21 protein-coding genes are annotated in these 20,243 nt (G+C 35.9%); 17 read left to right on the top strand and 4 right to left on the bottom strand.

Annotated elements, in window-relative coordinates; genetic code table 11:
- Positions 1-22 precede the first annotated feature (22 nt).
- Positions 23-736 (bottom strand): hypothetical protein, encoded by a 714-nt coding sequence (locus tag HMPREF2988_RS04490; RefSeq protein ID WP_070770068.1) that lies wholly within the window; start codon positions 734-736, stop codon positions 23-25.
- 267 nt (positions 737-1,003) lie between these two features.
- Between HMPREF2988_RS04490 and HMPREF2988_RS04485 the strand changes: the two genes are divergently transcribed.
- The 4 genes from HMPREF2988_RS04485 to HMPREF2988_RS04470 all read left to right on the top strand — a co-directional run bounded on the left by HMPREF2988_RS04485 (position 1,004) and on the right by HMPREF2988_RS04470 (position 5,261).
- A complete protein-coding gene (locus HMPREF2988_RS04485) occupies positions 1,004-2,590 on the top strand; it encodes an alpha-glucoside-specific PTS transporter subunit IIBC (RefSeq protein WP_070770067.1) in 1,587 nt (528 codons plus the stop codon).
- A 43-nt stretch (positions 2,591-2,633) separates the two neighbouring features.
- On the top strand, positions 2,634-3,965 hold the full coding sequence (locus HMPREF2988_RS04480; protein ID WP_070770066.1) for a 6-phospho-alpha-glucosidase: 1,332 nt from the start codon (positions 2,634-2,636) through the stop codon (positions 3,963-3,965).
- An 84-nt stretch (positions 3,966-4,049) separates the two neighbouring features.
- Entirely contained in the window at positions 4,050-4,817 is a 768-nt protein-coding gene (locus tag HMPREF2988_RS04475; protein WP_070770065.1) for a MurR/RpiR family transcriptional regulator, read from the top strand.
- A complete protein-coding gene (locus HMPREF2988_RS04470) occupies positions 4,818-5,261 on the top strand; it encodes a hypothetical protein (protein ID WP_070770064.1) in 444 nt (147 codons plus the stop codon).
- A 208-nt stretch (positions 5,262-5,469) separates the two neighbouring features.
- Here the strand turns inward: HMPREF2988_RS04470 and HMPREF2988_RS04465 are convergent, their stop codons facing one another.
- Positions 5,470-6,060 carry a type 1 glutamine amidotransferase family protein gene (locus HMPREF2988_RS04465; protein ID WP_070770063.1) on the bottom strand — a complete coding sequence of 197 codons (591 nt, stop codon included), beginning with the start codon at positions 6,058-6,060 and terminating at the stop codon, positions 5,470-5,472.
- Between the two features lie 660 nt (positions 6,061-6,720).
- On the opposite strand from HMPREF2988_RS04465, the gene HMPREF2988_RS04460 reads away from it, so the two are divergent.
- The 4 genes from HMPREF2988_RS04460 (at position 6,721) to HMPREF2988_RS04445 (ending at position 10,307) form a co-directional block, all read left to right on the top strand.
- Positions 6,721-7,395, top strand: coding sequence for a zeta toxin family protein (locus HMPREF2988_RS04460; protein ID WP_070770062.1), 675 nt, complete (start codon positions 6,721-6,723; stop codon positions 7,393-7,395).
- Positions 7,388-7,549 (top strand): hypothetical protein, encoded by a 162-nt coding sequence (locus HMPREF2988_RS13745; RefSeq protein WP_002294460.1) that lies wholly within the window; start codon positions 7,388-7,390, stop codon positions 7,547-7,549. Before HMPREF2988_RS04460 ends, HMPREF2988_RS13745 begins: the two co-directional genes overlap by 8 nt.
- A gap of 484 nt (positions 7,550-8,033) precedes the next feature.
- The gene (locus tag HMPREF2988_RS04455) at positions 8,034-9,059 is read left to right on the top strand and encodes an HNH endonuclease (protein ID WP_070770061.1); all 1,026 of its coding nucleotides are present in this window, start codon (positions 8,034-8,036) and stop codon (positions 9,057-9,059) included.
- Between the two features lie 489 nt (positions 9,060-9,548).
- Positions 9,549-10,307, top strand: coding sequence for a restriction endonuclease (locus tag HMPREF2988_RS04445; protein ID WP_070770059.1), 759 nt, complete (start codon positions 9,549-9,551; stop codon positions 10,305-10,307).
- 33 nt (positions 10,308-10,340) lie between these two features.
- Here HMPREF2988_RS04445 and HMPREF2988_RS04440 read toward each other — a convergent pair whose 3' ends face one another.
- Positions 10,341-10,979: an ImmA/IrrE family metallo-endopeptidase gene (locus HMPREF2988_RS04440; protein WP_070770058.1), complete on the bottom strand. Its 639-nt coding sequence runs from the start codon at positions 10,977-10,979 to the stop codon at positions 10,341-10,343.
- 8 nt (positions 10,980-10,987) lie between these two features.
- Positions 10,988-11,257, bottom strand: coding sequence for a Cro/Cl family transcriptional regulator (locus HMPREF2988_RS04435; protein ID WP_257243299.1), 270 nt, complete (start codon positions 11,255-11,257; stop codon positions 10,988-10,990).
- 175 nt (positions 11,258-11,432) lie between these two features.
- On the opposite strand from HMPREF2988_RS04435, the gene HMPREF2988_RS04430 reads away from it, so the two are divergent.
- The 9 genes from HMPREF2988_RS04430 (at position 11,433) to dnaJ (ending at position 20,073) form a co-directional block, all read left to right on the top strand.
- Positions 11,433-12,095 (top strand): hypothetical protein, encoded by a 663-nt coding sequence (locus tag HMPREF2988_RS04430; protein WP_010732436.1) that lies wholly within the window; start codon positions 11,433-11,435, stop codon positions 12,093-12,095.
- Positions 12,096-12,110: 15 nt separating this feature from the next.
- Entirely contained in the window at positions 12,111-12,329 is a 219-nt protein-coding gene (locus HMPREF2988_RS04425) for a hypothetical protein (RefSeq protein ID WP_010732437.1), read from the top strand.
- 580 nt (positions 12,330-12,909) lie between these two features.
- Positions 12,910-13,140 (top strand): type II toxin-antitoxin system RelB family antitoxin, encoded by a 231-nt coding sequence (gene relB, locus HMPREF2988_RS04415; RefSeq protein WP_070770056.1) that lies wholly within the window; start codon positions 12,910-12,912, stop codon positions 13,138-13,140.
- Positions 13,137-13,403: a type II toxin-antitoxin system RelE family toxin gene (locus HMPREF2988_RS04410; protein WP_002400299.1), complete on the top strand. Its 267-nt coding sequence runs from the start codon at positions 13,137-13,139 to the stop codon at positions 13,401-13,403. Before relB ends, HMPREF2988_RS04410 begins: the two co-directional genes overlap by 4 nt.
- 372 nt (positions 13,404-13,775) lie before the next feature.
- Positions 13,776-14,942, top strand: a complete 1,167-nt coding sequence (gene hemW, locus HMPREF2988_RS04400) for a radical SAM family heme chaperone HemW (protein ID WP_070770055.1) — start codon at positions 13,776-13,778, stop codon at positions 14,940-14,942.
- A 233-nt stretch (positions 14,943-15,175) separates the two neighbouring features.
- The gene (gene hrcA, locus HMPREF2988_RS04395; protein WP_002294449.1) at positions 15,176-16,219 is read left to right on the top strand and encodes a heat-inducible transcriptional repressor HrcA; all 1,044 of its coding nucleotides are present in this window, start codon (positions 15,176-15,178) and stop codon (positions 16,217-16,219) included.
- Between the two features lie 93 nt (positions 16,220-16,312).
- Positions 16,313-16,876: a nucleotide exchange factor GrpE gene (gene grpE / locus HMPREF2988_RS04390; RefSeq protein WP_002292135.1), complete on the top strand. Its 564-nt coding sequence runs from the start codon at positions 16,313-16,315 to the stop codon at positions 16,874-16,876.
- A 50-nt stretch (positions 16,877-16,926) separates the two neighbouring features.
- The gene (gene dnaK / locus HMPREF2988_RS04385; RefSeq protein WP_002292134.1) at positions 16,927-18,756 is read left to right on the top strand and encodes a molecular chaperone DnaK; all 1,830 of its coding nucleotides are present in this window, start codon (positions 16,927-16,929) and stop codon (positions 18,754-18,756) included.
- Between the two features lie 150 nt (positions 18,757-18,906).
- Positions 18,907-20,073 carry a molecular chaperone DnaJ gene (gene dnaJ / locus HMPREF2988_RS04380; RefSeq protein ID WP_002292130.1) on the top strand — a complete coding sequence of 389 codons (1,167 nt, stop codon included), beginning with the start codon at positions 18,907-18,909 and terminating at the stop codon, positions 20,071-20,073.
- Positions 20,074-20,243: the final 170 nt, after the last annotated feature.

Here is a 20,243-nt window from a genome sequence, read left to right as displayed (position 1 = left end):
TTTGTATAACATATTAGAAAGTTTAATTATCTATAACTGTCACATCGATTAACTGTTTCACGTCATTTGGGTTGCCTGTAGGAATAACAACCACAGATGCATGATCAATGATTTCTTGAGTTGCTTTTTTAATGAATGCTGGGTCAGAGGCTTGATCTGCAGGCATTTGCCAATGTGAAGGAACTGGATAACTAGTGATCGTCCCGTCGTGGTTACTAGAATACACTAGAATTCCTTGGTAGCCGTATTTCCCAGTAAGCATAACTACGTCTTTTGGATAACCTACGCTCCCTGCATCATAGGGATCGATAGGTGTTCCTGCCGGATAATGAATAACATGTAGTTCAAAATCGCCTGATGCATCTTTAAAAGTATTACCCTTGATAGCCAACCAAATGCGTGCGTACTCAATTTGCAGATCAGAATATCCTGCTAACGGATCTACTGACTGAGAAGACTGTGAGAAGGATGTGTCTGCTGTGGAAGAAGAAAGACTCGTGTCAACCGTATCACTAGATATAGAAGAAGGGTTGGACTCTGAAAGTTTGCTGGTGGTTGAAGATGCATCCGATTCAGAAGAAGCTGATTTCTGTGTACTTGATTTTTCAGCTGAACTAGTTTGTCTGATGGAACTTTTGACTGCGGTCGCAGATGACTCACTGGTTTCTTTACTAGCAGATGTACATCCTACAAGGAATAAGGAGATCGACGCTAAAATAAACCCTAACTTTTTCATATAAAACACCTCATCACTTTAATTAATACTAGTATAGCATAATTCTAAATTTCTCTGGTTAAAGGAGAAGCGTAGACAAAAATTTCTATACATTGATTAAATCTGTCTTTTGTTTATGTATTTAGGGAAATTTCCCATTATCTGCTACCTAAGAACTATTATTGAAATCAAGTTTCTTAAAGTGTAATAGCTATTGTAACCGGTTTCTTTTGTGCTTATACTAAATCTGCGACACAAGATATGCACGGAAGGAGTTGACTTATTATTATGATGGAAAAGGTTCAACGCTTTGGTGGAGCTATGTTTACACCGGTTTTGCTTTTTTCTTTTTCGGGTATCATGGTGGCTTTATGTATCATCTTCAAAAACCCAATGTTAGTGGGGAGTATTGCTACAGAAGGAACAGCATGGTATTCGATCTGGTCAGTGGTTGAAAGTGGTGCTTGGACCGTATTCAATCAAATGGAGTTGTTGTTTGTTATTGGATTACCTATCGGATTAGCTAAAAAAGCAAGTGCTAGAGCAGTGATGGAAGCATTTGTAGTCTATATTACTTGTAATTATTTCATTTCTACTATGTTAGGCTTTTATAGCGGATTTTTTGGTGTTGATTTTTCTGCTGACCCGGGCGGTGCGAGTGGACTGAAAATGATTGCGGGTATCAAAACATTGGATACAGGAATTATAGGGGCAATCTTGATTTCAGCTGTTGTAGTGTATCTGCATAATCGATTCTTTGATAAAAAGCTGCCGGATTTTTTAGGGATCTACCAAGGGTCATCATTTGTTGTGATTATTAGTTTTTTCGTCATGTTGCCTATTGCATTTTTGATCTGCCTTATCTGGCCCAAAATCCAGTTGGCAATTAGTTCATTGCAAGGTTTCTTAGCAGGTGCTGGTATCTTTGGTGTCTGGCTTTACACTTTTTTAGAACGTATTTTGATTCCAACCGGTTTGCATCATTTTATTTATGCACCCTTTGCATTTGGTCCAGCAGTAGTAGAAGAAGGGATTGCGAGATACTGGATGACACATCTTCAGGAGTTTGCTCGCAGCGAACAGCCACTTAAGCAGCTTTTTCCAGAAGGCGGTTTTGCTTTGCACGGGAATTCAAAGATATTCGCTTCTCCAGGTATTGCCGCAGCGTTTTACTTCACTGCAAGGTCTGAGAATAAGAAAAAAGTGCTGACGATCCTGATCCCCGCCACTTTGACAGCTGTTTTGGCAGGTATCACTGAGCCGTTAGAGTTTACGTTTTTATTTATATCTCCACCATTATTTGCTGTTCATTCATTTTTGGCTGCTACAATGGCGGCAATAATGTATGGTTTTGGCGTGGTAGGGGATATTGGTGGTGGATTTATTGACTTGTTCGTGAAAGTCTGGATTCCATTATTCCAAAACCATAAAGGGATGATCTTTACTCAACTAGTGATTGGGCTAGCTTTTACAGGGATCTATTTTGTTGTGTGCCGATACCTGATTCTCAAATTTGATATTGCTACTACGGGAAGAGAAGAGAATACCGACGCTGTTAGATTATATACTAAAAAAGATTACAAAGAAAAAGAGAGGAAAACTTCAAAAACAGAAATTGAAAATGTATATGAGAATCAAGCTGCTGTTTATTTAGAAGGTTTTGGAGGGGCCGACAATATTGAAAAAGTCACAAATTGTGCTACACGCTTGAGAATAACTGTAAAAAATGAAATGTTGGTTTTAGAAGATACGATTTTTAAAGAAGGTGGAGCACACGGTGTAGTGAGAAACGGCAATGCTTTTCAAGTAATAGTTGGTTTGGACGTGCCACAAGTACGTGAACAATTTGAACGTTTATTAGAAATAGAACAATAGTTTCACAAAAGTCTTAACAGACAAATAGAAAGGGGATGTTAATATGAAAAAATTTTCAATCACGATTGCCGGCGGAGGGAGTACATTTACTCCTGGAATTGTTTTGATGCTTTTGAAACATCTGGATAGATTTCCTATCCGGCAAATCAAATTTTATGACAATCTGGAGGAAAGACAAGCACGTATTGCTTCTGCGTGTGAGATTTTATTGAAGGAAAGAGCACCAGATATTTTATTTACAGCCACTACTGATCCAGAAACAGCATTCACTGATGTTGATTTTGTTATGGCACATATTCGTGTTGGCTTATATGCGATGCGGGAAAAAGATGAAAAAATTCCGTTGAAGTATGGGGTAATTGGTCAGGAAACTTGTGGACCTGGCGGAATTGCTTATGGGATGCGTTCAATTGGCGGTGTTTTAGAGTTGATAGATTATATGGAAAAATATTCACCAAATGCGTGGATGCTCAATTACTCTAATCCAGCGGCGATCGTGGCAGAAGCGACTCGAAAATTACGTCCTAAAGCAAAAATCATCAATATATGTGATATGCCGGTGGGAATTGAAGAGCGTATGGCTCAAGCTATCGGCTTAGCTTCACGCAAAGAAATGGTCGTACGCTACTATGGCTTGAATCATTTTGGTTGGTGGACGGATATCCGAGATACAGAAGGAAATGATTTGATGCCTAAAATTCAAGAATATGTTAGTCAGTTTGGTTACGCTCTACCATCGGAATCTCAAGAATCACAACAAACCGATGCAAGTTGGAAACATACATTTATGAAAGCAAAAGAAGTATATGACATTGACCCAACTACTCTTCCTAACACTTATTTGAAATATTACTTTTATCCGCAAGATGAAGTAGCGCACACCAACCCAGAGTTTACGCGTGCAAATGAAGTGATGATTGGACGCGAAAAACAAGTATTTAATGAATGTGATCGTATCACTAATAGTGGTTCAGCAGAAAATACGATACTGGAAATCGATGAACATGCTAGCTATATCGTTGATTTAGCACGAGCAATTGCCTATAACACTCATGAAAGGATGTTGCTGATCGTACCTAATAACGGAGCTATCGAGAATTTTGATGAGTCGGCGATGGTAGAAATACCCTGTATAGTTGGCAGCAATGGACCAGAACCATTGATACAAGGAAAGATTCCACGCTTCCAAAAGGGATTGATGGAACAACAAGTAGCTGTCGAAAAATTAGTAGTCGAAGCTTGGGAAGAAAGGTCTTATCAGAAATTATGGCAAGCACTGACATTATCAAAGATTGTTCCAAACGCAAAAGTTGCAAAAGATCTATTAGATGATTTGGTGAGTGTAAACCAAGAGTACTGGCCTGAATTGAAATAGCAGTATCCCAAATACATCGTGGTCCTCCTCTATTAAAAAATAGTTTCATGTTATTGCATATACTAATAATAGAGGAGGAATCGTATGGAACTAGAAAAATTGATTCATCAACATGCAGAAAAATTAAGCGAACTAGACCGAGGAATCTTGAACTTTATTTTATCGGATCCTAGCTTGATACAAAATTTGAAAATAACTGACTTAGCGGAAAGACTTTATGTCTCAAAATCTTCCATTATGAGAACAACTAAGAAATTGGGGTTTTCTGGTTATTCTGAGTTCAAATATTTTTTACGACATGTAAAAAACAAAGAAAATGGACTTAGAACACAAGAAGACATTTTTGAAAAACAACTGGAAGATATCCAGCAGACGCTTCATTATATGAAGGCTGTCAACTTAAAGCCAATCCTTCAATGCTTAGACCGAAGTAAGATGATCTATTGCTATGCAACGGGATTTTCACAAAAGAAAGTAATTGATGAGTTTTATAAAATGATGCTAGGTATTGGAAAGAGAGTAATGGTGTTGCCAAATAAGACGGAGTTTGATATGGCCATGCCACTGATAACATTAGAAGATATGGTCATTATTGTTTCTTTGAGCGGTGAAACACATGAGGTCAAAGAAAATCTGACTGTCTTTGAATTACAGAAGATTCCAGTTTTGACCATTACTGTAGCTGGAGATAATTATTTCGCACGCCATAGTACTTATCATTTAAATTATTATTGTAATCGATTTATCCTCGGAAAAGAAAATAAACCATTTCAATCATTGATCAGCTTGAGTTGCTTAGCGGATTATTTAGTTCGTGCTTATGGTGTATATACGCTGAGAGAGGAGAGCTAGATGAGAAGAGACAGGATAGAAGAACTCTGGAAACACATTTTACTTGGTTATTGGATAACTGCAGCTTTCCTTTTTTATTTCTATGCTATATTAATGACTATCAGAATGAATGGAATGATACACGAAGCTTTTTTCCATAATCCATATATCGCTCTTGGTTCTTTATTTCCTTTTTTAATGTTATTTCAAGCAAGTATTCTTTATTTTTTAGAAAAAAGAACAATTGAAACCAGCTTGTTAAGAATATACCTACAATTTACTGTTGTCCAACAAGTTATAACAGGAAATCTAATAGGAGCTCTTTTAGCTTTTCTCTATGTAAGAAATTTAAAAAAATGTGGGAAGAAGTCAACTATATACAGCAAAGTACTAGTTTTATCTAGCACAATTTTTATAGGAACCATTAGTCTACTAGCAATATTTTTGCTTTTACGAATGAGTTAAGAAGTTGGTTCTCCATTTTTAATTTAAAATAGAAAAATAAGAGAAAAAGTTTAACACGATATATAAATTTGTAAATTAATGGGATCTTCTATAGTGAACATAAATAGAGTGTATCTTCTTTAATAAATACCATAAAAAAGTGTGACAAGCAATCATTGTTAGATTGCTTGTCACAACATTGATAAGAGTATCCAATTGAAGAGAATGTTTAGGAGAAAGGGTCTCCGTACTTTTTATAGTAATCATAGTATCCAAGTTTGTATAGACGAATCGTTTTTTGTCTTATTTCTTCTGTTTCAAAATGGACTGCTTGAAGAATCAAATCTGTGAATTCTATAGGAGCTGTTCCATTCGCGGTAATCAAGTTATGATCTTTTACAGCTTGTTGTTCTATAAAATCTTCTTTATTATGATAATTTTCCGACTCTAACCAAGGTAATTGCGCATTTCCGGTGTGTTTGTAACCTTGCAATAATCCGCTCTGTGCTAAATAATCAACTGCCCCACAAATAGCAGCTACTGGTACGCCTGTTTTTAAAAATTTATCGATTATTAAATATAAATGGTGGTTTTCTATGTCCCATGAATTGCCACCGATCATAATAAAGAGGTCAATTTTTTCAGGTATTTGTTCGATTAAATAATCTATTTTTGTTTTTAGTCCTCCAATGGAAGTGACCTCTGATTGGATAGAAGCAGTTTTATTTTGCCATCCCTCATTTTGGTTTAGTGTGCTAGTAATGTAAGCCCCTTCCCAATCGGCATATTCCTCTAATAGAAACGTAATCGCAGTTTTCATTTTCAAGCTCTCCTTTATTATCTATGACAAGGACAACAGTTTTAATATACAGACATTCATTAAATTTGGATAGCGACAGAGGAAACAACAATTCTTAAGTTTTAGACAGAGTACATAGGCAGCCAACTTTATTTACTAGCATTATAACATTTTGCATACGTAGATGACAAAGAACCAGCTGCCTCAACGTTACTATCTATGAAAGAATCTTAGATTGAGTCAGAAAGTCTACTATTGATTCTATTCTGCGAATCTATTCGAATTAAGAAGAATACTGTCGGAAAGTTTCTTTGATTGATGGAAAAATTGAGTACCAAAAGAGAAAAAATAACTGGTCTTCTAGGTAGCGGCTCTGACTAGCTTCTCTATTTATTAGAATACAATCTAAAAAGAAACTGGAAGGTAAAAAGTATTTATAAAAACGAAACAATAAAACGTGTCAAACACTCAGCATGATGTATATAACCATGTAACCAGTTCATTAAGAAAATAGTGAAAGCCACAGAAAATAAAGTTTCTGCGTACATTCATATCCCATTTTGCGAGCATATCTGCTATTACTGTGACTTAAATGTTAATATGGTTAAAATGACCGTTATATTTTTTATATAAATATCGTATAATTAGTATGAATATAGAAGAAGGAAAGAAGGTGCAATCTTGGAATCTAAAGACAAGTATTTAGATTACGCTAGGGTCAATAAAGATAAATTTATTGAAACAATTATCAAGGGGAAAATCCCTGACGATGAAAAAGACGCGGTATTCATGGCCGGAAGCCCAGGAGCAGGTAAAACAGAGGTTGCACTAGGTTTAGCTGAAAATTATGACAACCATGTTGTGATTGATGCGGACTATTTTAGAACACAGTTTCCAGAATACAATGGAAAGAACTCAAGTGTTTTTCAGAAAGCTTCTTCTTGGTTAGTTGAACAATCATTAAAATATGTACTGGAACATGGCTATTCTTTCATATTAGATGCTACTTTTGCTATCCTTAGTGCAGAGAAAAATATTATTCGAGCCCTTAAAAATAACTTTCGCGTTACGATTTTCTATGTTTACCAAGATCCCAAAGTTGCCTGGGATTTCACTCGAAAACGTGAACTAGCTGAGGGACGTCATGTGCCAAAAGAAACGTTTATCAATGCGTTTATTAAGTCAAGAGAGAATATTGAAAAAGTCAAAGATAGACATCCTGAAGTAGTCCTTCACATAATGATTAAGGATTATCAAAATAATATTTCTGAAGTACACTATGCAGCAGATAATATTCAATTAGTACTACCCATACAATATACTTCAAAAGAGTTGGAGGAGGAATTACATGACTGAGAAAGAACAAGTACAACAAATCGTGAAGAAGTATAATAAAAGTATCGCTGATTTATCAGAAAACGCCTCAGCGAAAGAATTTAAAACAGTAATGAAGTACGTAGCAGATGAGGCAAATCGTAAACAGCGGAAATTAGTGGGGTTGGATAAGTAAATTTTTTAAACCAAATCCTTGTAAAGTTGAGTTTTTTATTTTAATGAACTAAGACTATTAAATAGATAATTATTGTAACTTAAAAACACAGCTAAAAATTAGTTGTGTTTTTTTATTAGGTTTACTTTTCTGGTATAAAAGGAACTAGCTACTTTTTCAAAATTTCTAAACCTTTCCATATGTAACGTTTACCAAGTTATTCGCCATAAAATTTTATAATTGGATCACCTATTGTTTTACATAAGTCGTATTTAAGTAATAACCGGCGTTTTTTACATAAGAAGACTTCGGATATTTTTTAGTTTGATTGGCTCTGATATACCTATAAAGAATATGCTAAGATAGGAATAGTAAAAATTAACATAGATGAGGTATAATAATGATGTTTTTATATATTACAGATAACTTGAACATAAAATGAGATTTTTCGATTTTCAAGTTATCTAATGCCAATTATATTGATATCATTAGGAGCTGCATTGCTATGAATCCAACATTGATTACTAAGAAAGAATTACTAAAAAAATTAGATATTTCTACTGGTGTATTAGCTGATTTAATTAGAAATGGCATGCCAAAAGAGGGAGAAATGTTTAATCTTGATAAGATTATCGCATGGCGAGAAAATTGGTCTAAAAACATATTAGGTGAGTTAGAAGTTGGTAGAGTATATACTAATAAAGAAATTTCAGAGAAGTTTAAATGTTCTAAACAGGGTGGAATGAGAAGATCTCATCAAACTAATACTCTTGTATTGTTTAGTGATCAGACAGGAAGTAATGTTTATAAAGATAAGTGGTTAAATGGTATTTTACAATATACCGGTATGGGGCTAAAAGGGGATCAAGTATTGGACAAGAATCAAAATAAAGTTTTAGCCAATTCAAAAAGTAATTTTGTAAAGATTCATTTATTTGAAACATTTAAACCAAAAGAACACACGTATTTGGGAGAAGTATATTTAGCAGGACAAATATATACTGATAATGAAAAAGATAGTTCGGGTAACAGAAGAAAAGTATATAAATTTCCTTTAGCTTTAATAAATCAAGAGCAATTGATTGAAGATAAAGACATATATAATCAGGAAAAAAGCCAAACTAGGCATGTTCATAATTTATCTGATACTAAATTAGAAGAAGAAGCAAGAAAAATTAGTAGTTATAACAAAAAAATGGCTGCAAAATATGTTAACAAAGAGGAGTTTTTCTTCTCAAAAACAAAAGTATATAAACGTAATCCCTTCGTATCTGAATATGTTAAACGACTTGCAAAAGGTATTTGTCAACTTTGCCAAGAAAAAGGACCATTTATAAAAGACGGTGTACCTTATTTACATTGTCACCACATAGAATATTTGTCGCAAGGTGGAAAAGATGTGATTGAAAACTGTATCGCGTTATGCCCCAATTGTCATGCTAGAATTCATGAACTTGAGTTACCTGATGATAAAGAAAAATTGCTGAAGATCGTTGAAAAAAGAGAAAATAGCTTTTCTAAAATACCGTAATTTATTTTTATGGGACAAATAAGCTAATGGGAGCTATGCCTTCTATGTGAAACTTAGTTCTATGACAAGTAACAAAGTATTTCTAGTTCATTTCTCCAGTAAATTCCAAATACTAGAGGATTCTTTTTTGTAGTGCTGCCTTTCTCAGGAAAAAGTAGTTGGCTACTTCGTCAAAATTTCTAAATTTTTTTAACGCATAAGGAAGTGCTCGAACATTCGCCATGAGGATGCTGACACTTACATTTGCACGAAGTTCTTTTTCACAGTTTTCTAGCAAGTAAATTTTTTTAAATTTCATATCAAAAAAAGCATGAGATTCTTCAAGGGTGCATCCCTATAAAGTGGAGTGTCTCATGCATTTTTATATTGTTCGAAAGTTCAATCTTCCTTTCACAAAAAAATAATTTTTTTATGATCAAACAAATTAATACTCTTGTTATTAATTTACAATAAAAAGTGATATATAACTTTGTGAAGGGAGACAATAAATTGGTTCTAAAATTTTTACAGAAGTTAAATGGAAAATCGAGTCAGCCAGAAGATGAAACAGAGATTCAAGAAATTATCCCAGAAGAAAAAAAGGGATTGGAAGAAGTATCATTTGCACTAAATAATGATGAAAAAATTGTCGTAGATTTCGTAAGCGATATGGATAGGGATTTTGGAAGTAGTATTCGAGATCGAGTGAGACAAGGGGATCATTTTGAGAGATTTTTAGCCGCGGTGTTTCGGTTGGCTGGATATGAAGTTGAAATTACTAAAAAAAGGTATAAAAAAGACAAGCGTGTCTATACTGGCGATGGTGGTGTAGATTTGATTTTAACTAAAGAAAATGAGCGTATAGCGGTTCAAGCAAAATCAAAGCGCTTAAATAGCACGAAAGAGGAGCGATTGATCACTGATAATGACGTAAAAATTTTTGCAGGAATATCTGATAAAAACTGGACTAAAAAGATGTTTATCACTTCGTCTTTTTTTAATAGTTATGCTTATAAACAAATAGCTGAAAATGAAAAAGCACATAAAATCGAGTGGTATGGCAGATATGAACTTTTAAAACTGTTAAATCAGTTGATTCCAGAGACGATGCTGAAATATCAAGTATTGAGTTCTTTGCCTAAAAATATAAAAATTTGTCCTAAATGTAACAAAGGTGTTATGATACTACGGCAGAATGGGACAACCGGACAATACTTTAATGCTTGTGCAGCTTATTGTGGTCATACAGAAAGTATCAAGAAGTATTAAAATGAAAACACTATAACTTAAAGTACTCAAGTCCTACTCTAAATATTGAAGTATTTCTAGTTCATTCCTATAGTAATAATTTTTAAATAATTTATACGCCTCGTCGGATGTATAGCCTCCAGTAAATTCCAAGTACTGGAGGATTCTTTTTCTTAGTGCTGCCTTGCTCATGAAAAAGTAGTTGGCTACTTCGTTAAAATTTCTGAACTTTTTTAACGCATAGGGTAGTGCTCGATCATTCGCCATGAGGATGCTGGCACCTATATTTGCTCGAAGTTCTTTTTCGTAGTCCTCTGGCAGGTAAGTATCTTCTAAAATCATATCAGAAAATGCATGAGCTTCTCCAAGATAGGGGACGTCCCTATAATAATGGATGATCTCATGCATTTTTGTAAAATTTTTGCGTTCGAGCATTAAATGTTGATTGGTGGTAATAATGATTTCGCCATGAACTTTTGTAATAGAACCAAGCATTTTCTTACTTAAGTTATCTTTGAAGTCGTAATCGATGAATTCTACATCTTCTACTTCATTCAGATAATTCTCAATGTCGTAGCATTTTACATGTTCCATTTTCTTTGAACAGTAATAACTAACTTCTTCTGAGAGTTCATTTGCAAGGTCTGCAGCTTCAAAATAAAGTTCTTCAGAAATCACATTCAATCCGATAATTCTCCTGGCTATTTTTTATTTTTCTTTGCTTTTGCACGTTGAACTAAAAAGTCCATATATTCATTTAATTCTTCTTCCAGTTCTTCAATATCTTCTACTTCAATATCTTCTACTTCCATATCTGCAGTATTCAATCTGAAGTGAGAAAGGATACTGTCTCCAAGCTGATCTTCTTCGCTGCGTTTTGGAGGAGTTGGATCAGAGGTTCTATTTAGTAGAAAATCTGTAGAAACATTGAAGAAATCTGCTATTACTGTGACTAGCTGATAATTCGACAACAAGGTAATTAAATTTGAATTTTTTAAAATTTAAACTGTTTTTTTATAGAATATAAAAATAGTAACGATTATGAGTCTAAAACATCTTTTTAAGATGCTATAAAATATTAAACTTGTTATTAATTTATAGTTATGTTGTCTTTATAAGGCAAATTTAAATTTTGGAGGATTCATAATGAAAAAGAAATATTTGGACTTAAAAATGTGGATTAGTGTAATAGCAGTAACTTTTGTTTTGTCCGTAGTAGCAACAAGTGGGAGTATGATTATTTCAGCTAATGAGTTGATTCTAGATGAAACTCAGAATAGTGAAAGCAATTTTAGTTCTGAAGACTTGTCAGTTTATTACTCGGAAGAAAAAAAGAATTCCGAACTAGCCCTTGAAAAAATCAAGGAAGAATATGGAGATGTTCAACCTAAATTTAACGAAAACGGAGAAATATTATTAACACCTGAAGATGAATTAAGAATGGAACAAGCAATCAATCAGTATTTAGCAATGATTGGATTCAATCCAAGAATGCGAGGCGTAGGGAAAAATTGGTGGAACTCAACTGGTTTTGTGGCTGGTGTCATTGATGTAGGGTTAATAGCGATTGGACTATGGACGACTGGTGGGAGTGTCTCAGCCGTTAGAACATTATTAAGAAACAATAGAACAAATATAACTAGAATGGTTGAAAGACAAATTTTAGCTAAAATTGGTATTGGAGTAAGTGGTCTATTAAATAGTATGTTCAATATTGCACTTACAATTGCAAGTACATCAGTCGGGGGAGTCTTAGCAGAAGGGTTGGACCGTGCTGATGGAAAGAACGACAATTATATTTTAGCATAACAGGAGTATACTTGGATGCGAAGAAAAACAAAAGAAAAAATCAATCATTTGATCAATATTGGCATATTCTGTTCGATTATTATGGCTATTTTCTCGGTCATTTTACTTCTTCAAAAAAGATATTTTTGGGCATTTTTGAGTATGATTGGAATGATGGTTGGTATTGCTTCTTTTTGGAATTTAAAAAAAGAAATGAAGTCGATTGAAGAAGCTGGTTTTCATGATAATAATTGAATGCTTCGTTAAGCAAAAACAGGATTTGTTGTTATAAGCGATGACCTTGATCGAGTAGATGGAAGAAATGATAATTATCTTTGGGCATAGCGCTAGACAAGTTTAAAATTCAAATGGATGAGGAGCTATAAGTGACAATAGGAGAAAATTTGAATTTTTTAGGTAGAATACTGCTAGGAGTATTGAGTGTGTACTGCTTTATCAGTGGCACACGATTTCTCTTGAAAGTAAAAACAATTGTTCGTTTCAATTTAGGAAAAGAAATGTCAAAAACAGATTATATAAAGGTAGAAACATATTTAAAAAAGTACAAGCTATTTGTTTTTTGGGGCTTTGTGTTTCTTGCGATAAGTTTAATTTTGGTGTGTTTAAAAAAACTACCCTTCTTCTGAGAGTTCATTTGCAAGGTCTGCAGCTTCAAAATAAAGTTCTTCAGAAATCACATTCAATCCAATAATTCTCCTGACTTTTTTTATTGGTTAAAAAAATGGAAAAATCTCAAAATAAGCTAAGTAAATCATACAAAATTGACATCTTGTCCCTTTTGTATTACAATGTGATACAAAAGGGAGGCGATAATATGGCTATGATTACGGTTCGTGTGAGTGATGCCGAAAAAGAATGGCTTTCTTATATGGCGGAATTTTATGGGATTACTTTATCTGAGCTTCTAAAAACCTATTCGATGGAACAACTAGAAGATGAATACGATCGTCAAACGGCTGAAATTGCCCATAAACATTGGGTAGAAAGTGGAAAAACAACAGTATCTATGGAAGAAATCCTTCATGAATTTGGAAGGCTGGAATGACCTACCGTTTAGAATTCACGCCTGAAATTCAGAAACAACTTCGTAAAATGGATAAGCATCAAGCGATGCTGATCGTTCGATGGCTGTATCAACATATTGATGGTATTGACGATCCGAGAAAATTCGGAAAAGGATTGACCGCTAATCGTTCAGGACAATGGCGTTATCGAATTGGCAAATATCGTGTGTTGGTAGAGATAGAAGATAAACAATTGGTTGTTATCGCTATTCAAGTAGGACACCGAAGAAATATCTATGATTAAGATACTGTTTATTTTTACAAAAAAATAATAATTGGATTCTAGTTAAACCTCTTGAAGTGAGAGATTTAACTAGATTTTTTTATGAATAAAATAAGGACAAGATTGTTTAGGGGAATCATGAACGTAAAAAAATCATCCAAGAAGTCGATTCTTGGATTTTTTAGTGGATTTGTTCGTCAAATACGTTTAGTATGCGTATATGAGAGGTTGTAAGCAAAGCGTTGTGACCTGAGCACTTAAGGAGGAATCTGTGAAAATAGCTTTTCATATTTTTGCAGATTTTGAGTTAATGCCGAAAGTCAGCTTTGTGAACACCGTTTAAAGAAGGTCGAAAATCGGTACGACTTTTCGACGTAAGGAGAAAGAAATTCAATGATAGAAACAATAAATCCCGCAGAAAACAAGGTTTCTGCGTACATCCATATCCCATTTTGCGAGCATATCTGTTATTACTGTGACTTTAATAAAGTTTTTTTAGAAGGGCAACCGGTAGATGAGTATGTGGAAATGCTGCTGAATGAAATGAGATTAATGCTGGAAAGTCATCCGACAGCGAATTTGGAAACACTTTATGTAGGGGGTGGAACACCAACCTCTTTATCTGCTAAACAACTTGATCGATTGTTATCAGGAGCTAGAGAGATCTTGCCTTTCCAGGATGGTAAAGAGTTTACTGTAGAAGCGAATCCTGGCGATTTGACCCGTGAAAAGCTTCAAGTGATGAAAAACTATGGCGTCAATCGGTTATCCATGGGAGTTCAGACATTTGACAATCGCTTATTGAAAAAAATTGGACGTAAACACACCGCAGAAGATGTGTATCAAACGATGCAATTTTTAGAAGCAGAAAATTTTACCAATGTAAGCATCGATTTGATTTATGCGTTACCGGGACAAACACTAGAAGGGTATCGGGATACTTTGGAAAAAGCTTTGGCTTTGGATCTGCCTCACTATTCTTTGTACTCATTGATCCTAGAAAACAAAACAATGTTCATGAACTGGGTACGACAAGGAAGACTCGAATTGCCTGATCAGGAAACGGAAACTAGAATGTTTGAAGAGACCATTGAAGCAATGGAAAAGCATGGACGTCACCAATATGAAATAAGTAACTTTGGGCTTTCCGGACACGAGTCGCAGCATAACTTGATGTATTGGAACAATGACCATTATTTTGGGTTTGGAGCAGGAGCTAGCGGTTATCTTGGAAATATTCGTTACCGCAACAAAGGACCAATCCAACACTATTTACGTCCATTACGAGTCAATGAACGCCCGGTATTGGAAGAAGAAAAGTTGACACGAAAAAATCAAATAGAAGAAGAAATGTTCTTGGGTCTAAGAAAAAAAACTGGGATTGCTAAAAAACACTTCTATGATCGCTATCAACAAACGATTGAATCGGTATACGGAGATGTGTTGATGAAGTTAGAGGAAGAAGGGTTACTTGTTAATGAAGAATACCGTATTTATTTGACACCTAGAGGGACTTTTTTGGGAAACAATGTGTTTGAGCGTTTTTTGTTTGAAAAATAGTTTAAAGAATATTTGTTTTTTATCGGAATTTAAATAAAAAAAGTTCAAAAATACAATAAAGAACTATTGAAACGTTGATATAACTGGATTTATAGCGATTGCTTAGAGTTAGCACTCTGAACGATAGAGTGCTAAAAAATGAAGTCTTTCTCTTGACAGGAGAAGGGCTTCTTGCTATATTTATAAGTGGATTAGCACTTAGAATCTATGAGTGCTAATGAGAGGTGAGGAAGATGTTAACAAAGCGACAAAACGACATTTTACGTCTGATCATCCAACACTATACGAGTAGTGGCGTGCCCGTTGGTTCCAAAACATTGATGTCTGAGGGAGTCAAGGCCAGTTCAGCAACGATTCGCAATGATATGAAGGCATTAGAAGATGAAGGGTTGCTGTTGAAGACTCACTCTTCTTCTGGGCGGATTCCATCTGCTTTAGGCTATCGTTATTATGTGGATCATTTGTTAAAACCTGCTCGCGTAGCAGAAGATGATCTGCTGCTGATACGTCAGTCTTTAGGTAGAGAATTTCACGAGATCAATGAGATCATTAAGCAATCTGCTGAGATCTTATCTGAGCTGACAAGTTATACGACTTTTTCGTTGGGACCTGAAATAAAAGACCGCCGATTAACAGGCTTTCGTATCGTACCCTTGAATAATCGACAGATCATTGCGATTGTCGTGACAGATATGGGAAATGTAGAAAGCCAAGTGTTCACTCTTCCCGAATACATGGGAAGTCAGGAACTAGAAAAAATGGTGCAAATTGTAAACGACCGTCTAGTCGGGGATCCTCTGATGACGGTGTACCATAAACTACGTACAGAGATTCCGATGATTCTTCATAAATATTTCCAGACGACAGAAGGGATGTCCCAGTTGTTTGACACCGTTCTTGGTCATGTATTTGAAGAAAAAGTTTATGTCAGTGGACAAATGAATCTCTTGGATTATGAGCCCCGTCAAGATCTTGATCAGTTTAAATCGATGTTTTCTTTTATGAAAGACTCCGATGGACTTACACAAATGATCACTCCGATGGATAGTAATATTCATATCAAGATCGGTGCTGAATTAGGTAATGATTTATTGCAGAATATGAGCATGATTCAAGCAAGTTACGAGATAGATGGTCATGGAAGAGGTACAATAGCCTTGTTGGGGCCGACTAGTATGCCTTATTCTCGGATGTTTGGTCTAGTGGATGTTTATCGAAGAGAACTAGCAGCTAAGCTTGCTGATTACTATCGATCACTTGACTTGTCAAACTCGTAATGTGAATAACGAAGCTATTTGCAGCTGATCGTTCTCTCTTTCTTAATAAGAGCAATCAAACAGCTGACTGAATAATGAAAGGAAGACTGTATCGTGAAAGAAAATCAAGAAGAACTAGATAAAGAAATGACAGATGCTCAACCAGAACCGGAAATCGATGTCGAAGCTGCAGAAGATTCAGGCATTTCAGAAGTTGAAGCGGAAGAATTCGAATCAGCAAAATTAAAAGCTGAATTAGAAGAAATGGAAGATAAATATTTGCGAGCTCGTGCGGAAATCGCAAATATGGCAAATCGAGGAAAAAATGAACGTGAGCAATTACAAAAATACCGTTCACAAGATTTAGCCAAAAAATTGCTTCCATCAATTGACAATCTGGAACGTGCATTAGCCACAGAAGTGTCAGATGATCAAGGAGCAAGCTTGAAAAAAGGCGTGGAAATGGTCTTGGAAAGTTTACGTAACGCACTGGAAGAAGAAGGAATCGAGAAAATCCCTGCTAAAGGAGAATCCTTTGATCCTAATCTTCATCAAGCAGTACAAACTGTTCCGGCGACTGAAGATACACCAGCCGATACGATTGTAGAAGTACTACAAGAAGGCTATAAATTACATGATCGCGTGTTAAGACCAACTATGGTCATTGTTGCACAATAATTGTGCGGATATAAAACTTACACTTTCAATTAAAGAAGGAGACGTTAATTATGAGTAAAATTATCGGTATTGACTTAGGTACGACTAACTCTGCAGTAGCAGTACTAGAAGGAAACGAAGCAAAAATCATCGCTAACCCAGAAGGAAACCGTACAACACCTTCTGTTGTATCATTCAAAAATGGAGAAATCCAAGTAGGGGAAGTGGCAAAACGTCAAGCTGTGACAAACCCAAATACGATTTCATCAATCAAACGCCATATCGGTGAAGCTGGTTACAAAGTAGATGTAGAAGGCAAATCATACACACCTCAAGAAATCTCAGCAATGATTCTTCAATATATCAAAGGATTTGCAGAAGATTACTTAGGTGAAAAAGTCGAAAAAGCAGTTATTACTGTACCAGCTTACTTTAACGATGCACAACGTCAAGCAACAAAAGATGCTGGTAAAATCGCTGGTTTAGAAGTAGAACGTATCGTCAATGAACCAACTGCAGCTGCTCTTGCTTATGGTTTGGATAAAACAGATCGTGACGAAAAAATCTTAGTATTCGACCTTGGTGGTGGTACTTTTGACGTATCAATCCTTGAATTAGGAGACGGTGTCTTTGATGTATTGTCAACAGCTGGTGACAACCATCTAGGTGGGGATGACTTTGATAACAAAATCATCGACTACATGGTAGCAGAATTCAAAAAAGAAAACAGCATTGACTTATCTCAAGACAAAATGGCGTTACAACGCTTGAAAGATGCTGCTGAAAAAGCGAAAAAAGATTTATCTGGCGTATCAAGCACACAAATCAGCTTACCATTTATCACAGCTGGTGAATCTGGACCATTGCACTTGGAAATGACATTGACACGTGCAAAATTTGATGAATTAACAGCTGACTTAGTAGAACGTACGAAAGTACCAGTACGTCAAGCACTAAAAGATGCAGGTCTATCACAATCAGAAATCGACGAAGTTATTTTGGTCGGTGGATCTACTCGTATCCCTGCAGTTGTAGAAGCAGTACGTAAAGAAACAGGAAAAGAACCAAACAAATCAGTTAACCCTGATGAAGTAGTTGCGATGGGTGCTGCTATCCAAGGCGGCGTGATCACTGGTGATGTAAAAGATGTTGTTTTACTTGACGTTACGCCATTGTCATTAGGTATCGAAACAATGGGCGGTGTATTCACTAAATTGATTGACCGCAATACAACGATCCCAACAAGTAAATCACAAGTGTTCTCAACTGCAGCAGATAATCAACCAGCAGTAGATATCCATGTATTACAAGGTGAACGCCCAATGGCTGCTGACAACAAAACACTAGGAAGATTCCAATTGACAGATATTCCAGCAGCTCCTCGTGGTATCCCACAAATCGAAGTAACATTCGATATTGATAAAAACGGGATTGTAAATGTATCTGCGAAAGATCTAGGTACACAAAAAGAACAAAAAATCACGATTAAATCTTCTTCAGGTCTAACAGACGAAGAAATCGAACGTATGGTAAAAGATGCAGAAGCAAACGCTGAAGCAGATAAAGCTCGTAAAGAGGAAGTTGACCTACGTAATGATGTAGACGCATTGCTATTCTCTGTGGACAAAACATTGAAAGAATTAGAAGGCAAAGTGGACGAAGAAGAAGTGAAAAAAGCAGAAACAGCTCGCGATGAATTGAAAGCCGCTGTTGAAGCAAACAACATCGAAGAAATGAAAACTAAACGCGATGCATTGAACGAAATCGTTCAAAACTTGACTGTTAAACTATACGAACAAGCGGCACAACAACAAGCTCAAGAAAACCCAGAAGCAGCTCAAGGCGGAGCAGATGATGTCGTTGATGCTGATTTTGAAGAAGTCGATGGCGACGATAAATAATCAGTTCACTGAATTTCGAGAGAAGGCCAAAGTTGCTACTTTGGCTTTTTCTTTTGAAAAATAGTTTGAAGTATCGGTTTTTGTTTCAAACAAAATATGATATGATAACAAGCGACGTGAAAATGATGAGAACCAATAGGAGGAAAGCCTATGGCAACAAAACGTGATTATTATGAAGTCTTAGGGCTCTCAAAAGGAGCATCAGAAGATGAAATAAAGAAAGCTTATCGTAAGCTTTCAAAAAAATACCATCCTGATATCAATAAAGAACCTGATGCGGAAGAAAAATTCAAAGAAGTATCAGAAGCTTATGAAATTTTAAGTGATCCGCAAAAACGCGCTGCATATGACCAATACGGGCATGCAGGTACAGATCCAAATTACGGTGCTGGTGGAGCTGGTGGCGGATTTGGTGGATTCGGCGGCTTCTCTGGCGGCGGATTCGGTGGTTTTGAAGATATATTCGATTCTTTCTTTGGAGGGGGAGGTCGTTCAGTCGATCCCAATGCGCCTCGTCAAGGTGCTGATTTGCAATATACGATCGACTTATCTTTTGAAGAAGCAATTTTTGGCGTAGAGAAAGAAATCAAGTACAATCGGGAAGAAATCTGTCATACTTGTGGCGGAAATGGGGCAAAACCAGGTACGCAACCAACTACTTGTCATAAATGCCATGGTGCAGGTACGATCAATGTAGAACGCCAAACACCGCTTGGACGAGTGATGAGCCGTCAAACTTGTGATGTTTGTCATGGGACAGGAAAAGAAATCAAAGAACCTTGTCCAACCTGTCATGGCTCAGGGCATGAGAAGAAAGCTCACTCAGTCAAAGTGAATGTACCAGCTGGGGTAGAAGAAGGACAACAAATGCGTTTAGCTGGTCAAGGAGAAGCCGGAGAAAACGGCGGACCATTTGGTGATTTGTATGTGGTCTTCCGTGTAGAAGAAAGTGATATCTTTGACCGTGAAGGTTCTGAAATTTACTATGAATTACCTTTAAGTTTTGTACAAGCAGCTTTGGGCGATGAAGTGCAAGTACCAACTGTCCATGGAGATGTGAAACTGAAGATTCCTGCTGGTACACAGACAGGTACGAACTTCCGCTTACGTGGAAAAGGTGCACCGAAGTTACGTGGTGGTGCAACAGGCGACCAACATGTCAAAGTAAAACTGATCACGCCGAAAAATCTAAATGAACAACAAAGAGAAGCGTTACGTGCATTCGCTGAAGCTGGCGGCATCAAAGTAGAAGAACAACAAGAAGATGGTTTCTTCGATAAATTCAAAGATGCTTTTGGCGGGAAAAAGCGGAAGTAGCTTTTCTAGTAAAAAACACAAGTGTCAAAAAGACTTACCAAAATTTTCTATTTCTAGAAAAAATTGGTAAGTCTTTTATTTTTTTATGTATTAACACTTAGTAATCCTAGTTTTCAATAGCGTTTATTAGGGGGGGAAAAAGGGATCTAGGAAATGAAATAAGGAGATGG

Origin of the sequence: Enterococcus sp. HMSC061C05 (genome assembly GCF_001814765.1) — a bacterium.
In the GTDB taxonomy this organism is placed as follows: Bacteria; Bacillota; Bacilli; order Lactobacillales; family Enterococcaceae; genus Enterococcus_B; species Enterococcus_B lactis.
This window is presented reverse-complemented; position numbering and strand designations above follow the sequence as displayed.